At 73.3% G+C, this 16,012-nt stretch carries 15 protein-coding genes and 1 riboswitch; of the genes, 10 read left to right on the top strand and 5 right to left on the bottom strand.

All coding sequences use genetic code 11. The annotated features are described in order from the left end of the window. Positions 1-15: 15 nt before the first annotated feature. The 5 genes from SGA01_RS11565 (at position 16) to SGA01_RS11545 (ending at position 6,245) form a co-directional block, all read left to right on the top strand. Positions 16-1,083, top strand: a complete 1,068-nt coding sequence (locus SGA01_RS11565; protein ID WP_229917784.1) for an ATP-binding cassette domain-containing protein — start codon at positions 16-18, stop codon at positions 1,081-1,083. Beyond that, a complete protein-coding gene (locus SGA01_RS11560) occupies positions 1,055-3,142 on the top strand; it encodes a YhgE/Pip family protein (RefSeq protein ID WP_141296190.1) in 2,088 nt (695 codons plus the stop codon). The genes SGA01_RS11565 and SGA01_RS11560 overlap by 29 nt, the downstream gene beginning before the upstream one ends. Before the next feature lie 44 nt (positions 3,143-3,186). Then, positions 3,187-3,795: a TetR/AcrR family transcriptional regulator gene (locus SGA01_RS11555; RefSeq protein ID WP_141296187.1), complete on the top strand. Its 609-nt coding sequence runs from the start codon at positions 3,187-3,189 to the stop codon at positions 3,793-3,795. A 335-nt stretch (positions 3,796-4,130) separates the two neighbouring features. Continuing rightward, entirely contained in the window at positions 4,131-4,778 is a 648-nt protein-coding gene (locus SGA01_RS11550) for a DUF4126 domain-containing protein (RefSeq protein ID WP_141296184.1), read from the top strand. A gap of 33 nt (positions 4,779-4,811) precedes the next feature. Then, positions 4,812-6,245, top strand: coding sequence for a phytoene desaturase family protein (locus tag SGA01_RS11545; protein ID WP_174867272.1), 1,434 nt, complete (start codon positions 4,812-4,814; stop codon positions 6,243-6,245). Between the two features lie 71 nt (positions 6,246-6,316). Here the strand turns inward: SGA01_RS11545 and SGA01_RS11540 are convergent, their stop codons facing one another. The 5 genes from SGA01_RS11540 to SGA01_RS11520 form a co-directional block, all read right to left on the bottom strand. Then, a complete protein-coding gene (locus tag SGA01_RS11540) occupies positions 6,317-7,189 on the bottom strand; it encodes a hypothetical protein (protein WP_141296181.1) in 873 nt (290 codons plus the stop codon). 54 nt (positions 7,190-7,243) lie between these two features. After that, complete coding sequence (gene metF / locus SGA01_RS11535) at positions 7,244-8,161, bottom strand: methylenetetrahydrofolate reductase [NAD(P)H] (RefSeq protein WP_055644031.1); 918 nt, start codon at positions 8,159-8,161, stop codon at positions 7,244-7,246. A gap of 122 nt (positions 8,162-8,283) precedes the next feature. Then, positions 8,284-8,943, bottom strand: a complete 660-nt coding sequence (thiE, locus tag SGA01_RS11530) for a thiamine phosphate synthase (protein ID WP_141296178.1) — start codon at positions 8,941-8,943, stop codon at positions 8,284-8,286. Between the two features lie 126 nt (positions 8,944-9,069). Then, positions 9,070-9,435, bottom strand: coding sequence for an Rv2175c family DNA-binding protein (locus SGA01_RS11525; protein ID WP_141296175.1), 366 nt, complete (start codon positions 9,433-9,435; stop codon positions 9,070-9,072). A gap of 75 nt (positions 9,436-9,510) precedes the next feature. Beyond that, positions 9,511-10,725: an NAD(P)/FAD-dependent oxidoreductase gene (locus tag SGA01_RS11520; protein WP_141296172.1), complete on the bottom strand. Its 1,215-nt coding sequence runs from the start codon at positions 10,723-10,725 to the stop codon at positions 9,511-9,513. A gap of 116 nt (positions 10,726-10,841) precedes the next feature. Further along, positions 10,842-10,954, top strand: a riboswitch (TPP riboswitch). Between SGA01_RS11520 and thiO the strand changes: the two genes are divergently transcribed. The 5 genes from thiO (at position 10,952) to SGA01_RS11495 (ending at position 15,979) form a co-directional block, all read left to right on the top strand. Further along, positions 10,952-12,115 carry a glycine oxidase ThiO gene (gene thiO, locus SGA01_RS11515; protein WP_141296169.1) on the top strand — a complete coding sequence of 388 codons (1,164 nt, stop codon included), beginning with the start codon at positions 10,952-10,954 and terminating at the stop codon, positions 12,113-12,115. It overlaps the preceding riboswitch by 3 nt. Beyond that, positions 12,112-12,312 (top strand): sulfur carrier protein ThiS, encoded by a 201-nt coding sequence (gene thiS, locus SGA01_RS11510; protein ID WP_055644026.1) that lies wholly within the window; start codon positions 12,112-12,114, stop codon positions 12,310-12,312. Before thiO ends, thiS begins: the two co-directional genes overlap by 4 nt. 5 nt (positions 12,313-12,317) lie before the next feature. Further along, complete coding sequence (locus tag SGA01_RS11505) at positions 12,318-13,112, top strand: thiazole synthase (protein WP_024755576.1); 795 nt, start codon at positions 12,318-12,320, stop codon at positions 13,110-13,112. Positions 13,113-13,202: 90 nt separating this feature from the next. Beyond that, a complete protein-coding gene (gene pknB / locus SGA01_RS11500; RefSeq protein WP_167534061.1) occupies positions 13,203-15,122 on the top strand; it encodes a Stk1 family PASTA domain-containing Ser/Thr kinase in 1,920 nt (639 codons plus the stop codon). Positions 15,123-15,127: 5 nt separating this feature from the next. Further along, on the top strand, positions 15,128-15,979 hold the full coding sequence (locus SGA01_RS11495; protein ID WP_141296166.1) for a deoxyribonuclease IV: 852 nt from the start codon (positions 15,128-15,130) through the stop codon (positions 15,977-15,979). The last annotated feature ends 33 nt before the right edge of the window (positions 15,980-16,012 follow it).

Here is a 16,012-nt window from a genome sequence, read left to right as displayed (position 1 = left end):
TGGGGGGGTGGGCCCGTGGGAGCGGAGGCAGAGGAGCAGCCGCACGGCGCCGCCGTCGTCGCGGACGGCTTCGGACTGAAGGGGCCGCGCGGCTGGGCCTTCCGGGAGGTCTCCTTCCGGGCGGAACCGGGCGCGCTGGTGGCGATCGAGGGCCCGTCCGGCTCAGGTCGTACGTGCCTGCTGCTCGCCCTCACGGGCCGCATGAAGGCCACGGAGGGGCATGCCGAGGTCGGCGGGGTGCGGCTGCCCCGCAAGCTGGGCGCGGTGCGCCGGATCAGCGCGCTCGGGCAGGTGCCCGGCGTGAGCGAGCTGGACCCGGCCTTCACGGTCGCCGAGCACCTGCGCGAGCGGGTGCTGGTCCAGCGCCGCTTCGACGGTTCCGTGCGGGCGCTCCTGCGGCGCCCCGCCGAGCGGGCGGCGGAGGCCCGGACCCGGATCGACGAGGCCGTCGCGGCCTCCGGTCTCGACCTCGACGCCCTCCCGAAGGGCGAGCGGACCTCCGTACGCGATCTGGAGCGGCTCGAGGCGCTGCGGCTCTCGATCGCGCTGGCCCTCATCGGCCGGCCCCGGCTGCTCGCCCTGGACGACACGGACCTGAAGCTCTCGGACGCCGACCGGGCCGAGGCCTGGGCGCTGCTGCGCTCGGTGGCCGAGGCCGGGACGACCGTCCTCGCCGTCTGCGCCGAGGCCCCGGCGGACGCCCAGCGGATCACGACGATCGCCGACGCGGCGGAGCCGGAGCGAGCCACGGAGCCGAACGCCACGGAGCCGGAGCAGGCTACCGAGCCGAAGGCCACGGAGCCCGAGAAGGCCGCCGAGCCGAAGAAGGCCACGGAGCCCGAGAAGGTCGCGAAGCCCGAGAAGGCCACGGAACCGGAGACGCTCGCGAAGCCCGAGAAGGCCGCGAAGCCTCAGAAGGCCGCGAAGCCGGCGAAGCCCGCCGAGGCGGCGCCCGCGCCCGAAGCGGCAACCGAGCCGGAGCCCGGCGAGGCCGAGCCCGCCGCGGCCACCACCGAAGACGACACCCAGGACGACACCGAGGAGGGGACGGCCGATGCGCTCGCCGAAACTGGCCGCTCTTGAGCTGAAGCGCTTCGGCAGGGGAAAGCTGCCGCGCGCCGCGCTCGTCGCGATCCTGCTGCTGCCGCTGCTCTACGGCGCCCTGTACCTGTACTCGTTCTGGGACCCGTACAGCAGGCTCGACAAGATCCCCGTCGCCCTCGTCAACGAGGACCGGGGCGCCACCACCGACGGCAAGAAGATCAACGCCGGTGACGACATCGCCGAGGGGCTCCTGGAGAGCAACACCTTCGCGTGGCACCGGGTGAGCGACGCCGAGGCGCGCAAGGGCGTCGAGGACGGGACGTACTACCTGTCCCTCACCATGCCCGGCGACTTCAGCTCGCGGATCGCCTCCAGCTCCGGTGACTCCCCCGAGACCGGCGCCCTCCGGGTCCGGACGAACGACGCCAACAACTACATCGTCGGCCAGATCTCCCGCACGGTCTTCTCCGAGGTGCGCACGGCGGCCTCCACCAAGTCCTCGCGCACCTTCCTCGACAAGATCTTCATCTCCTTCTCCGACATCCACGAGGCCACCGCGAAGGCCGCCAAGGGCGCGGACGACCTCAAGGACGGTGTGGACAAGGCGAAGAAGGGCTCCAAGGACCTGGCCGCCGGCCTCAAGGACGCCAAGGAGGGCAGCGGCGACCTGGCCGCCGGGCTGAAGAAGCTCGACAAGGGCGCCAAGGACCTGGAGAGCGGCTCCCGCAAGGTCGCGAAGGGCACCCAGGAGCTCGCCGACAAGGTGAACGGCACCGCCGACAAGGTCCGCCCGTACCTCGCGAACAACGGCAGGTCGATCCGCGACACCGCCCGCCTCGCCTCGGACTCCATCACCGCCGTCCGCAACAACCTCGACGACCTCGTCAGGCGCGCCCCCGTGGTCCGCGCCGGCGCGCACGCGGCGGACGACGGGCTCGCCGCACTCCACCGCGAGGAGTGCGAGAAGAACCCGGAGCCCGACGCCAAGGTGTGCGGGGTGCTCAAGAAGGCCACGGTCTCCGCGAACGACGTGGCCACCATCGCCGACGACGTGCACACCCTGACCAAGGACAGCACCGGCGACCTCAAGACCCTGGACGCGCGGCTCGTCAAGCTCAAGAAGCAGGCCGACGAGCTGGCCGTCCGCGCCCCGCACCTCGACGAGGACGTCGAGGACGCCATCAGGAAGATCAACGAGCTCAACGCGGGCGCCAAGAAGGTCGCCGACGGCGCGGACAGGCTCCACACCGGCATCAGCGGTGCCAAGAGCGGCTCGGCCGGCCTCGACACCGGCATCGGCAAGCTCAAGAAGGGCGCGGGCGAGCTCGACGGCGGTCTGTTCAAGCTGGCCGACGGCTCCGGCGCGCTGGCCGTCGGTCTGCACGACGGGGTCAAGCAGATCCCCGACTACGACGAGCAGGACCGCGACCGGCGCACGGAGGTCATGGCCGACCCGGTGCAGCTGGCCTCCCAGTCCCTGCACAAGGCGCCGAACTACGGCACGGGCTTCGCCCCGTACTTCATCCCGCTCTCCCTCTGGGTCGGCGCGATGGTCGCGTACATGATCATCCAGCCGCTGAACCGGCGCGCCCTCGCCGCCGGCGGTTCGGCCTGGCGGATCGCGCTCGCGGGCTGGCTGCCGGTGGCGGCGATCGGCATCCTCCAGGTCGGGGCCCTCATGTCGGTCCTGCACTGGGGCCTCGGCCTCCAGATGGCCAGGGCCGCCGGCACGATCGGCTTCCTCGCCCTGGTCACCTGCTGCTTCGCCGCGATCATCCAGTGGCTGAACGCCCGCTTCGGCGCGGCGGGCCGGATCCTCGTGCTCGCGGTGCTGATGCTCCAGCTGACCTCGGCGGGCGGCACCTACCCCGTCCAGACCAGCCCGGGCTTCTTCAACGCGATCCACCCCTTCCTGCCGATGACGTACGTGGTCGAGGCGCTGCGCCGGCTGATCACGGGCGGCGGGATCGAACCGGTCTGGCAGGCCTGCGCGGTGCTGGCCGCGTTCACCCTGGGCGCCCTGGCCCTGACCGCCGTCTCCGCCCGCAAGCGGCAGGTCTGGACGCTCGACCGACTCCACCCCGAGCTGACCCTGTGAGACAGGGCCCGGTGACACCCGCGACACCTGTGAGAATCGACCCCATGGACAGCAGCAGCACCCGACGCCAGGCCACGCGCGCGAAGCTCTACGAGGCGGCCGTCACGCTCATCGCGGAGCAGGGCTTCTCCGCGACGACGGTGGACGAGATCGCCGAGCGGGCCGGAGTGGCCAAGGGCACGGTCTACTACAACTTCAAGAGCAAGACCGAGCTCTTCGAGGAGCTGCTGCGGCACGGGGTCTCCCTGCTGACCGCCTCGCTGCGGGCCGCGGCCGAGGAGACCGACGAGCGGGGCGGCAGCCGGATCGACGCGCTGGACGCGATGATCCGGGCGGGACTCGTCTTCATCGACCGCTACCCGGCCTTCACCCAGCTGTACGTGGCCGAGCTCTGGCGCACCAACCGGGCCTGGAACTCGACGCTCCTGGTGGTCCGCCAGGAGGCCGTCGCGGTGGTCGAGGGGGTCCTGCGGGAGGGGGTCGCGGCCGGCGAGCTGAGCGAGGACATCGACGTCCAGCTGACGGCGGCGGCCCTGGTCGGGATGGTGCTCGTGGCGGCGCTCGACTGGCAGGCCTTCCAGAGCGAGCGTTCGCTCGACGACGTGCACGCGGCGCTCTCGCGCCTGCTCCACGGCCGGGTCGGCGGCCGGTAGGCCCCTAAGGGCGGCCCGACAGCAGGTGCCGCCCACCGTCCGTCGGACCGTCCACGGCACGCGAAAAGGCCGGTGCGGTGAGGCTCGATCCCCCCGAGCCTCACCGCACCGGCCTTCCTTCTTCGCGTGCACCCCCGTGCACCCCCGTGGCACATCCCCCGTACCCCGGAGTCGGTAGGCGCGCGGCCCCGTTCCGCAGCCCCGTGCCGGCGGTGCCGGAGCCGCGCCCCTTCCGTGGTCACCACTCTTCCGTCCGGAGGGGCCCCGGCCCATCCGCGCATCTACTCATCTCGCCCTCTAGGTACGGATACTCAGTCCTGGTTACGATCGCGGGCGTGTCGGTACTCCCTCTGGTGTTCACGAGCGGCTGGGCGAGCGGGATCAACGCGTACGCGGTGGTCCTGTTGTTCGGCATCTTCGGCGCGACCGGGCTGACCGACGAGGTGCCCGAGTCCTTGCAGCGCACCGATGTCCTCGTCGTCGCGGGCGTGCTGTTCCTGTGCGAGGCGGTGGCGGACAAGATTCCGTACGTCGACTCGGCCTGGGACTCCGTCCACACGGTGATCCGGCCGATCGCGGGGGCCGTGGTCGCCGCTCTCCTCGCCGGTCAGGACGGTTCGCTGCCGCAGCTCGCGGCGGGCGCGGTCGGCGGCACGACGGCGCTCCTGAGCCACTTCGTCAAGGCCGGGACGAGGATGGCGGTCAACACCACGCCCGAGCCGTTCTCCAACGTCGCGCTGAGCCTGGCGGAGGACCTCGGCGTGGCCGCGATCGTCACCTTCGCGATCTTCAACCCGGTGGCGGCGTCGATCATCGCGGCCGTCCTGCTCACCCTCGGCCTGGCGATACTGTTCTTCCTCGCCCAGAAGATCCGCCGCTTCCTGCGCCGCCGGTCCCAGCGCCGCGAGGAGAAGCAGCTGGCGTACGCGGGGAGACGCGCGGCACGGACACAGCCCCCGCCGGACGAGTCCGACCACTTCTGAGCGCTGTCCGACCCGCCGGATAGGGTCGCTGACATGGCACGGATTGTGGTGATCGGCGCGGGACTCGGCGCCATGGCGACGGCGGCCCGACTGGCCGTGGCGGGCCACCGGGTGACGGTGTACGAGCGGACGGCGACGTACGGCGGGGCGGTCGGCCGCTTCGCCCGCGAGGGCTTCGCCTTCGACACCGGCCCGGGGCTGCTGCACCTGCCCGCCGTCTACCGGGACCTGTTCGTGAAGACGGGCAAGGAGCCCCTGGAGGAGTGCCTCGCACTGACCCAGGTCGATCCGGCGAGTCGTCATGTCTTCGCGGACGGCACGCGCGTCGACCTGCCGAACGCCTCCCGGGCCGGCACGGTCGCCGCCCTGGACGCCGCGCTCGGCGCGGGCTCGGGCGAGCGCTGGGGCGAGTTCCTGGTGCGGGCCCGAGAGGCCTGGGACCGGACCCGGCGCCCGCTCCTCGAGGAGCCGCAGCCGGCCGACCCGGCGCCGCTGGCCCGGGAGCCGTACCCGGCGCTCAAGACGGGCCTGCTGCGGCGTCCGACGACGACGCTCGCCCAGGTCGGGGCGCGTGAGCTGCGCGATCCCCGGCTCGTCGCCCTGCTCGACGCCTACGCCTGGTCGTACGGCTTCGACCCGGCGACCGCCCCGGCCGCCGCGGCCGTCCTGCCGTACATGGAGCAGACCTTCGGCAGCTGGTACGTCGGCGGGGGCCTGCGGGCCCTGGCCGACGCGGTGTACGAGCGCTGCCGCAAGCGGCGGGTGGAGTTCGTCTTCGAGGCGCCCGTGGAGGAGGTCCTGGAGAAGAACGGCCGGGCGGCCGGCGTCGGGCTCGCCGGAGGCGAGACGGTCGAGGCCGACCACGTGGTCTCCGGCGCGCCGGTCCCAGTGCTCTACAGCGACCAGGTCATCGGTTGGGAGCGGCAGGACGACTGGCCGCTCCACCAGGAGATCGGGACGAGCCGGGTGACGGTGTGTCTGGCCCTGCGCGGCCCCCGGGAGGCGACGGCGGTCCACCGCACGGTCGTGCACGGGGCCGGCGAGCGGCCGACCGTGACGGTCCTCCGGCCGGACGACCCGGCGCTGCGGCCCGACGACACCCACGAGGCTGTGACGGTCACGGCGACGGTCCGCGCGGCTTCGGGAGAGGACTGGGACACCTTCGCCGACCGGATGGTCGACGCGGCCGGTCTCGCCGTTCCCGGCCTGCGCGAGCGGCTGCTGTGGCGGCACGTCCGCACCCCGGAGGACGTACGGCGGGACACCGGGATCGCCGAGGTGCCGGGCCCCGCGCTCGGCGGGGCCGACGGCCGTCTGCTGCCCGCCGCGAACGTCTCCCCGCTGCCCGGCCTGTACTTCGCCGGCGGCTGGTCCCACCCGGGCGGCGGGCTCGCCCACGCGGGCATGTCGGGCGCGCTGGTCGCGGGTCTGATCGTGGAGGGCGCGGACTTCCGCGGCTCGCGCTGAAAAGGACCTGGGGGGTGTCTCGTCGATCAGGCCGGGCCTGATCGACGAGACACCCCCCAGGGCACGCCCGGTCAGTAGCGGTACTGCTGCTGCTCGTCCGGGTGCTGCTCGTAGCCGTACGGGCTCTGCTGCTGCGGCGCCTGCTGCGGGGGCTGTTCGGTGTCGCGCTGCTGCGGGACCCAGACGCCGCCGGGCGGGGTGTCGTAGGTGTACGAGGGGGCGTAGGGGTCGCCGTAGTACGAGGTGTACTGCTGGCCGTCCGTGCCCGGGCCGATGTACGGGTCGGAGTAGGCGGCGTACTGCTGCTGCGCGGCGGGCGTGCCGTAGTCGTAGGCCGGCTGCTGCTGCTCGTACGCCGGGGCGTACGGGTCGTAGGCGGGCTGCTGCGGCTGCTCGTATCCCGTGCCGTAGCCCGCGCCCTGGCCGGTGTCGTGGTGCCCGGTGTCGTGGTGACCGGTGTGGCCCGCGTCCTGGTGGCCGAGGTCGTAGATCCCGTACTGGCCGGTCTCGTCCGGCAGCGGCTGGGGCTCGTAGACCGCGGTGGTCTCGGCGGCGGTGGCGGGGTCTTCGTGGCGGTGGCCGTCCGCCGTGTCATAGGCGTCGGCGGTGTCGTACGAGAGCTCGGTGACCTCCAGCGTCGGCCCGGCCTGCGCCGGGGAACCGGCCTTGCGGCGGCGGCTCGCGCCGGGGTTCCCGCCGATCGCCCAGCCGGTGGAGAAGCCGCGGCGGAAGGAGAGCGTCACATAGGTCTGGCCGACGGCGAAGGCGACCGCGCCGGCGATGATGACCGCCACCGAGGGCAGCAGGACGCCCAGGACGACACCGAGGAAGCCGGTGAAGGCGAGCAGTCGCCAGCGCAGCCGCGCCTTGTACTGGAGGAGCACCTCCCCCAGCAGCCACAGCGCGACCACGCCGAATGCGATGTAGAGGACCGTCCACCCCATGCCCCGCCGCCCCTCTCCACGGTCACCGCCGCGGGTCGGGGCGGGTACGACCGGTCACGACTGCTGGTGCAGTCCGAGATTCTCGTAGATCTCGAGCGTCGCGGTGGAGCTGTTCAGCGTGATGAAGTGCAGTCCGGGGACACCCTCGGAGAGCAGACGCGCGCAGAACTCCGTCGCGAACTCGATACCGATGGAGCGTACAGCGGCGGGATCGTCCTTGACCGCGAGGATGCGGTCTTTCACATGCGCCGGGAAGGTGGCGTTGCTCAGCTGCGGCAGCCGGTCGAGGGTCTTCACGTTCACAACGGGCATGACCTCGGGGATGATCGGGGTCTCGCAGCCCGCCTTGGCGACGCTGTCGCGCAGCCGCAGATAGTTCTCCGGATCGAAGAACATCTGGGTGATCGCGTAGTCGGCGCCCGCGCGGCACTTGTCCACGAAGTGCCGGATGTCCTTGTCCCAGTCGGTGGAGCGGGGGTGCATCTCGGGGAAGGCCGCGACGCCGACGCAGAAGTCTCCCGACTCCTTGATGAGCCGGACCAGGTCGGCGGCATACCGGACGCCCTCCGGGTGCTCGACCCACTCCCCCAGCGGGTCGCCGGCCGGGTCGCCGCGCAGCGCGAGCATGTTGCGGATGCCGGCGTCGGCGTACTGGCCGAGGACGTTGCGCAGTTCGGCCACCGAGTGGTCGACGGCGGTGAGGTGCGCGACGGGGGTGAGCGTGGTGTCGGAGGCGATCTTCTGGGTGGCCTTGACGGTGCCACCCCGTGTGGTGCCACCGGCGCCGTAGGTCACGGAGACGAAGCTGGGGCCGACTGCCTCGACCCGGCGCATCGCGTTCCAGAGGACCTGCTCGCCCTTCGCGGTCCGGGGCGCGTAGAACTCGAAGGAGTACGACGTGCCGCCGGAGGCGAGGATCTCGCGGACCGTGCGTGCGCGGTCCGAGCGGACGGAAGCGGTACCTAGGGCCATACGGGCAGGTTAGACGGGGGACGAGGACCCGCGTAGACGGCGTCCGCGTTGTGGACAATTTTTCGGACAATCTCGCGGGCGCCGTTTCGGGGCGCCCGGAGAACACCCGCCCGCGAACGGGCTCAGGCCGTGGCCCGCTCCCGGACCCGCTTGGCGAGGGCGGTGGTGGCGGCCGCCGGGTCGTCCGCCTCGGTGATCGCGCGGACGACGACGATCCGGCGGGCGCCGGCGTCCAGGACCTCGTCGAGGTTGGTCTCGTCGATGCCGCCGATGGCGAACCACGGCCGGTTCTGGGCCAGACCGGCCGTGTACCGCACGAGGTCGAGCCCCGGCGCGTACCGCCCGGGCTTGGTGGGGGTGGGCCAGCAGGGCCCGGTGCAGAAGTAGTCCACGCCCGGTTCGACGGCGGCCGCGGCCGCCTCGGACTCGGCGTGGCAGGAGCGGCCGATCAGTACGCCGTCACCGCCGCCGAGGATCGCGCGGGCGGCGGGCACGGGCAGGTCGCCCTGGCCGAGGTGGAGGACGTCGGAGCCGATGGCGTGGGCGACGTCCGCCCGGTCGTTCACCGCGAGGAGCTTGCCGTGCCGGCGGGCGGCCTCGGCGAAGACGGCGAGGTGCTCCAGCTCCTCGCCGGCCTCCATGCCCTTGTCGCGGAGCTGCACGATGTCCACGCCGGAGGAGAGCACGGCGTCGAGGAAGGCGGGCAGGTCGCCCTGGCGCTTCCGGGCGTCGGTGCACAGGTAGAGCCGGGCGTCGGCGAGCCGCTCACGAGGCGTGGGCATGGGTGGGTTCCCCCCGTCGGTGTCGCCGGTGCCGCGGCGGCCGGCCCGGGGAGGGCCGGTCGCCGCGACACCCGCTGGTGGTGTCTTCGGTGCGTCAGCGCACCGCCGCCTGATGGCGTACGGGCGTCAGATGGCGAGCGCCTGGGCGCGGCGCTTCACCTCCGTGCCGCGATTCTCATTGAGGGCCTGGGCGGGCGTGCCCGGCAGGCTCTCGTCCGGAGTGAAGAGCCACTCCAGCATCTCCTCGTCGCTGAAGCCGTCGTCCCGCAGGACGGTCAGGAGGCCGACGAGGCCCTTGACGATCTTGTCGCCCTGGATGAAGGCGGCGGGAACCTGCAGGGACCTGTTCTCGCCGCGGCGCACGGCGATGAGCTGGCCATCCTTGATCAGCTGTCGCACGCGCACCACGTCGACATCGAGCGCCTCCGCGATGTCGGGCACGTAGAGCCAGGCGGGGACGAGCGCATCGATCTTTACGTCAATCTCGGTCACAGGACAAGCCTGCCATCCCGGACCGACAGCCGGTACCCGGGCCCTGCCCGACTGCGCCTTCAGGGGGGTCGGGCCCTATCGGACCGCCGCCTTCAGGGGGACGGACGGGTCGGCGGCGCGCGCGGGATCGACGGCGGTGGCCGTCTCGATGAGCTTGCGGCCCTGGGCCAGGTCGCGGGGGCGGCCGACGGCGAGGAGGGCGACCGGGACCCCGGCGCGCAGCCAGAGCACGGACCAGGTGTCCTCGGCCGGGTCGCCGCGCCACAGGAGCTCGTCGGCGTCCGCGTGGTGTCCGGCGTACTGGACGAACCGGCCGAACTGCTCGGACCAGAAGTACGGCACGGGGTCGTACGGGCCGGTGTCGGCGCCGGTGATCGTGGCGGCGACGGTGCGCGGGCCCTGGAGGGCGTTGTCCCAGTGGTGGACGAGGAGGCGCTTGCCGTAGCGGGCCGAGGGGTAGGAGGCGCAGTCGCCGACGGCGTACACGTCGGGCAGGGAGGTGCGCAGCCGCTCGTCGGCCGTGATGGCGCCGCTCGGGTCGAGGGCGATGCCGGAGCCGGCGAGCCAGCCGGTGGCGGGACGGGCGCCGATGCCGACGACGACGGCGTCGGCGGGCAGCTCCCGGCCGTCGGCGAGGACGACCCGGCCGGTTTCGACCGTGTCCACGCGCGCGTGGGTGAGGAGTTCGGCGCCGTTCGCCCCGTACCAGCCGGCCATGGGGGCGGCGACCTCGGCGGGCAGGGCCCCGGCGAGGGGGCGGTCGGCCGCCTCGACGACGGTGACGGCGCAGCCCGCCTCGCGCGCGGCGGTGGCGAACTCGGCGCCGATCCAGCCCGCGCCGACGACCACGACGGTGTGGCGGCGCTCCAGGACGGGGCCGAGGCGCACGGCGTCGTCGAGGGTGCGCAGCAGATGCACCCCGGGGACGCCCTCGGCGCCGGGCAGGGTGATCGGGTGGGCCCCGGTGGCGACGACCAGGACGTCGTACGGGACGGGTCCGGCCTCGGTGTCGATCTCGTGGTCGGCGGCGCGCAGCCCGGTGACGTCGAGGCCGAGGCGGAGTTCGACGTCGAGGGCCTCGAAGTCGACGTCGAAGGCGGAGTCCTCGGCCTTGCCGAGGAGGATCGCCTTGGAGAGCGGGGGCCGGTCGTAGGGCTGGTGGGGCTCGGCCCCGATGAGGGTGACGGGGCCGGTGAAGCCCTGTTCGCGCAGGGCGACGGCGGTCTGCACACCCGCCATTCCGGCGCCGACGATCACGACCTGCTGCTGGGCCTGCTTCTGCTCGCTCACCCGTCCACCTTACGCATCTGACGGACCGTCAGGAAGGGAGGGGCCCGGTGACGGTCCGGGGAGCGTCCGGGGAGGGGTCTGTGGCCGGCCGCGGGCGGAAGCTAGTCTGGCGGGCGTAAAGCACTCGCGGGAGCCCGGACGCACCGGGCTGAGAGGGAGGCTGGGCGGCCTCCGACCGTACGAACCTGATCCGGGTCATGCCGGCGAAGGGAGGGGCTGGACGCCCATGCGTTCTTCCGATGTCCTCGTGGTCGGGGGCGGCATCATCGGCCTGGTCACGGCCTGGCGGGCCGCGCGGCGCGGGCTGCGCACCGCCGTGGTCGACCCGGACCCGGGCGGCGGCGCCGCGCGGGTCGCGGCCGGGATGCTCGCCGCCGTCACCGAGCTCCACTACGGCGAGGAGACCCTGCTCGGGCTCAACCTCGCCTCCGCCGCGCGCTATCCCGCGTTCGTCGCCGAACTGGAGGAGTCCACCGGCCACGACGTGGGCTACCGCGCCTGCGGGACGCTCGCCGTCGCCCTCGACGCCGACGACCGGGCCCATCTGCGGGAACTCCACGCCCTCCAGACCCGCTGCGGCCTCTCCTCGGAGTGGCTGAGCGGGCGCGAGTGCCGCCGTCTCGAACCGATGCTCGCCCCCGGCGTGCGCGGCGGACTGCGCGTGGACGGCGACCACCAGGTCGACCCGCGCCGGCTGGCCGCCGCGCTCCTCGTCGCCTGCGAGCGGGCCGGGGTGGTCTTCCACCGCGTCCTCGCGGAGCGCCTCACGGTCGTCCGCGACCGGGCCCGCGGGGTCCTCCTCACCGATGGCGAGGAGCTGACGGCCGACCAGGTCGTCCTGGCCGCGGGCAGCCTGAGCGGGCGGCTGGCGGGCGTGCCGGACGAGGTGCTGCCGCCGGTCCGCCCCGTGAAGGGCCAGGTCCTGCGGCTGCGGATCCCGGCCGCGTACGCCCCCTTCCTGTCCCGTACCGTCCGGGCCGTCGTCCGCGGCAGCCACGTCTACCTCGTGCCGCGCGCGAACGGCGAGCTCGTCGTCGGCGCCACCAGCGAGGAGCTCGGCTGGGACACCACGGTGACGGCCGGCGGGGTGTACGAGCTGCTGCGCGACGCCCACGAACTCGTCCCCGGCATCACCGAGCTCCCGCTCACCGAGACGCTGGCCGGACTGCGCCCCGCGTCCCCGGACAACGCGCCGCTGCTCGGCCCCAGCGCCCTGCCCGGCCTGCACCTGGCCACCGGCCACTACCGCAACGGGGTGCTGCTCACCCCGCTCACCGGCGACGTCATGGCGGAGCTGCTCACCACGGGCGCCCTCCCCGACGAGGCGCGCCCCTTCACCCCCCGCCGTTTCTCCACCACCCCTCCCGTACGTCAGGAGCAGCCCGCATGAACGTGTCCGTGAACGGAGAGGCGCGCGAGCTCACCGGCCCCGTCTCCCTCGACGCCCTCGTCGCGAGCCTGAGCACGGCCCCGTCCGGGGTGGCCGCGGCCGTGAACGAGGCAGTCGTCCCGCGCAGCGAGTGGGCGGCGACGCTGCTCGGCGAGGGCGACCGGGTCGAGGTCCTGACCGCGGTGCAGGGAGGCTGAGCGCGATGTCCGACGACCTGTTCGTCCTCGGCGGTACGGAGTTCTCGTCCCGCCTGATCATGGGCACCGGCGGCGCGCCGAGCCTCGACGTCCTGGAGCGCTCGCTGATCGCCAGCGGCACCGAGCTGACCACCGTCGCGATGCGGCGGCTCGACCCGACGGTCCAGGGCTCCGTCCTCTCCGTCCTGGAGCGGCTCGGCATCCGGGTGCTGCCCAACACGGCGGGCTGTTTCACGGCGGGCGAGGCAGTCCTGACCGCCCGGCTCGCCCGGGAGGCGCTCGGCACCGACTGGATCAAGCTGGAGGTCGTCGCCGACGAGCGGACCCTGCTGCCGGACGGCGAGGAGCTGCTGGCCGCGGCCGAGACGCTCGTGGACGACGGCTTCACCGTCCTCCCGTACACGAACGACGACCCGGTCCTCGCGCGGAAGCTGGAGGACGTGGGGTGTGCGGCGATCATGCCGCTGGGCTCCCCGATCGGCTCGGGGCTCGGCATCCGCAACCCGCACAACTTCCAGCTGATCGCGGAGCGGGCGGGGGTGCCGGTGATCCTGGACGCCGGGGCGGGCACAGCCTCGGACGCGGCGCTCGCGATGGAGCTGGGGTGCGCGGCGGTGATGCTGGCCTCGGCCGTGACGCGGGCGCAGGAGCCGGTGCTCATGGCGTCGGCGATGCGGCACGCGGTGGAGGCGGGCCGCCTCGCGCACCGGGCGGGCCGTATCCCCCGCCGCCACTTCGCGGAGGCCTCGTCCCCGGTGGAGGGCCGCCCCCACCTGGACCCGGAACGCCCGGCGTTCTGATCCGGCCCGGCGGCGGCGCTCGTCACAGGTGCGCTGCAGTACCGGGGCACCCGCACAGGGGCCGTGTCCACGGCTCGTAGACTCGACGCCGTGGACACGACCCTTCAGGACCCCCTCGTCGGGCGGCTGCTCGACGGCCGCTACCGCGTCGACGCGCGCATCGCCGTCGGCGGGATGGCCACGGTCTACCGGGCCGTCGACACCCGCCTCGACCGCGTCCTCGCGCTCAAGGTGATGCACCCCTCCCTCGCGACGGACGCCGCCTTCGTCGAGCGCTTCATCCGCGAGGCGAAGTCCGTCGCCCGGCTCGCCCACCCGAACGTCGTGGGCGTCTTCGACCAGGGCGCCGAGGGCGCGTACGTCTACCTGGCGATGGAGTACGTCGCCGGCTGCACCCTCCGCGACGTCCTGCGCGAGCGCGGCGCCCTCACGCCCCGCGCGGCGCTCGACATCCTGGAGCCGGTCCTCGCCGCGCTGGGCGCCGCGCACCGGGCCGGGTTCGTGCACCGGGACATGAAGCCGGAGAACGTCCTGATAGGGGACGACGGCCGGGTGAAGGTGGCCGATTTCGGTCTCGTACGGGCCGTGGGCTCGGCCACCGCCACCACCGGCTCGGTCCTCGGCACGGTCTCGTACCTCGCGCCGGAGCAGATCGAGCACGGCACGGCGGACACCCGCGCCGACGTGTACGCCTGCGGTGTCGTGCTGTACGAGATGCTGACCGGCGGCAAGCCCCACGCGGGCGACACCCCCGCCCAGGTCCTCTACCAGCACCTCCACACGGACGTGCCCGCCCCTTCCGCCACCGTCCCCGGGCTCGCCCTCGAACTGGACGAGCTGGTCGCAGCCGCCGCCGCCCGCAACGCCGACCTCCGCCCGCACGACGCCGTCGCGCTGCTCGCCCTCCTCCGGGAGGCCCGCGCCACGCTCGGCGACGCGCAGCTGGACGCCGCGCCGCCGCAGGCGCGCGCCGAGGACCGGGACACCGCCGAGGACCGGACGAGCGTGATCGCCCGCGTCGTACCGGCCGAGTCCGACGTCCAGCAGGTGCAGCACACGAACCGGCTGCCGGCCCCGGAGCCGCCCCCGGCCGCGCCCCGCAGGCGCGTCCAGGCCCCCCGAGCCCCTCGCGGCCCACTCCTGATCGTCCTCGGCGTCCTGCTCGCGCTCGGTCTCGGCACCGGTGTCTGGTACATCAATTCCGGCCAGTTCACCCGTGTCCCGGCCGTCCTCGGCCAGACCGAGGCCGCCGCGACACAGCGGGTCAAGGACGCGGGCCTGGACGTGGGCACGACGAAACGTGCCTTCAGCGACGTGTACGAGCGCGGCACGGTCATGGCCGTCGACCCCGCCCCCGGCGAGCGCGTCCGGGGCAACGCCACGGTCGTCCTCACGCTCTCCCGGGGTCCCGAGATCGTGAAGGTCCCCAACCTCAGGAACAAGCCGCTCCCGGAGGCCAAGCGCCTCCTGGAGAAGGAGGGGCTGGCCCCCGGGGTGATCACGAACGAGTTCAGCGACTCCGTCGCCCAGGGCGCCGTGATCAGCTCCGACCCCGAGCCCGGCACCGAGCGCCGCCCCGATTCGGCCGTCGCCCTGGTGGTCAGCAAGGGTGCGCCGATCGACGTCCCCGACGTCACCGCCGAGACCGTCGCCGACGCCACGGCCACGCTCCAGGAGGCCGGCCTCACCGTGCGGGTCGCGCCGGAGCGGATCAACTCGCCCGAGGACGCCGGCACGGTCGCCGCCCAGTCCCTCGCCCAGGGCAGCCGAGCCGCCGAGGGCGACACGATCACCCTCACCGTCTCCAAGGGCCCGAAGCTGATCGAGGTCCCGGACGTCACGGAGGAGAGCACCGAGGACGCCCGGACGATCCTGGAGGACGCGGGCTTCGAGGTGGAGGTCAAGAAGTCCTTCCCCTTCCTCGGCGACACGGTCGTGAGCCAGTCCGTCGAGGGCGGCGAGACCGCACCCGAGGGCTCCACCGTCACCATCACGATCAAGGGACTCTAGAGCTCATGCGCAACCCCGTCGGCGGCCACGTCCCCGTGGCCGGTGGCCTCGCCACGACCGGCCTCGCCTACGCCCGCGTCCTCGGCGCCGAGACCGTGCAGGTCTTCGTCGCCAACCCGCGCGGCTGGGCCACCCCGGTCGGCAACCCGGCCCAGGACGAGCGGTTCCGGGCCGAGTGCGAGGCCGGGTCGATCTCGGCCTGGGTCCACGCCCCGTATCTGATCAACTTCGGCTCCCACACCGAGGCCACCGTGGAGAAGTCGGTCGAGTCGCTGCGGCACTCGCTGCGCCGGGGCCGCGAGATCGGCGCGAAGGGCGTGGTGGTGCACACCGGCTCGGCGACCGCGGGCCGCCCGCGCGAGGTGGCCCTCGCCCAGGTCCGGGAGCGGATGCTGCCGCTCCTCGACGAGCTGACGCACGAGGACGACCCGTATCTGCTCCTGGAGTCGACGGCCGGCCAGGGCTTCTCGCTCTGCTCGCGCGCGGAGGACTTCGGCCCGTACTTCGACGCGCTCGACCGCCACCCGAAGCTCGGCATCTGCCTCGACACCTGCCACATCTTCGCGGCGGGCCACGATCTCGCGGAGCCGGGCGGCGCGGTGCGGACGCTCGACGAGCTGGTGGCGACCGTCGGGGAGGGCCGGCTGAAGCTGATCCACGCCAACGACTCGAAGGACGTCGTGGGCGCCCACAAGGACCGCCACGCCAACATCGGCGCCGGCCACATCGGAGAGGACGCCTTCCGCGCGCTGCTGCGCCACCCGGCGACGGACGGCGTACCACTGGTCATCGAGACCCCGGGCGGCACGGCGGGACACGTCGCCGACGTGGAGCTCCTCAAGAAGCTTCGCTGTTGAGGAATACCCCAGGGGGGTATACGGTTCTTGCAA

The organism is Streptomyces gardneri (assembly GCF_006539185.1).
Classification (GTDB): domain Bacteria; phylum Actinomycetota; class Actinomycetes; order Streptomycetales; family Streptomycetaceae; genus Streptomyces; species Streptomyces gardneri.
Note: the sequence above shows the minus strand (reverse complement) of the source record. Positions and strands in the feature narration are given on the sequence as shown.

Excerpts from the sequence above, each read along its gene's own strand:
- SGA01_RS11505 (WP_024755576.1), top strand. The coding sequence starts at position 12,318 with ATGTCCGACGACCTGTTCGTCCTCGGCGGTACGGAGTTCTCGTCCCGC.
- metF (WP_055644031.1), bottom strand. The coding sequence starts at position 8,161 with ATGGCCCTAGGTACCGCTTCCGTCCGCTCGGACCGCGCACGCACGGTC.
- SGA01_RS11560 (WP_141296190.1), top strand. The coding sequence starts at position 1,055 with ATGCGCTCGCCGAAACTGGCCGCTCTTGAGCTGAAGCGCTTCGGCAGG.
- SGA01_RS11555 (WP_141296187.1), top strand. The coding sequence starts at position 3,187 with ATGGACAGCAGCAGCACCCGACGCCAGGCCACGCGCGCGAAGCTCTAC.
- thiE (WP_141296178.1), bottom strand. The coding sequence starts at position 8,943 with ATGCCCACGCCTCGTGAGCGGCTCGCCGACGCCCGGCTCTACCTGTGC.
- SGA01_RS11540 (WP_141296181.1), bottom strand. The coding sequence starts at position 7,189 with ATGGGGTGGACGGTCCTCTACATCGCATTCGGCGTGGTCGCGCTGTGG.
- SGA01_RS11545 (WP_174867272.1), top strand. The coding sequence starts at position 4,812 with ATGGCACGGATTGTGGTGATCGGCGCGGGACTCGGCGCCATGGCGACG.
- SGA01_RS11495 (WP_141296166.1), top strand. The coding sequence starts at position 15,128 with ATGCGCAACCCCGTCGGCGGCCACGTCCCCGTGGCCGGTGGCCTCGCC.
- thiS (WP_055644026.1), top strand. The coding sequence starts at position 12,112 with ATGAACGTGTCCGTGAACGGAGAGGCGCGCGAGCTCACCGGCCCCGTC.
- thiO (WP_141296169.1), top strand. The coding sequence starts at position 10,952 with ATGCGTTCTTCCGATGTCCTCGTGGTCGGGGGCGGCATCATCGGCCTG.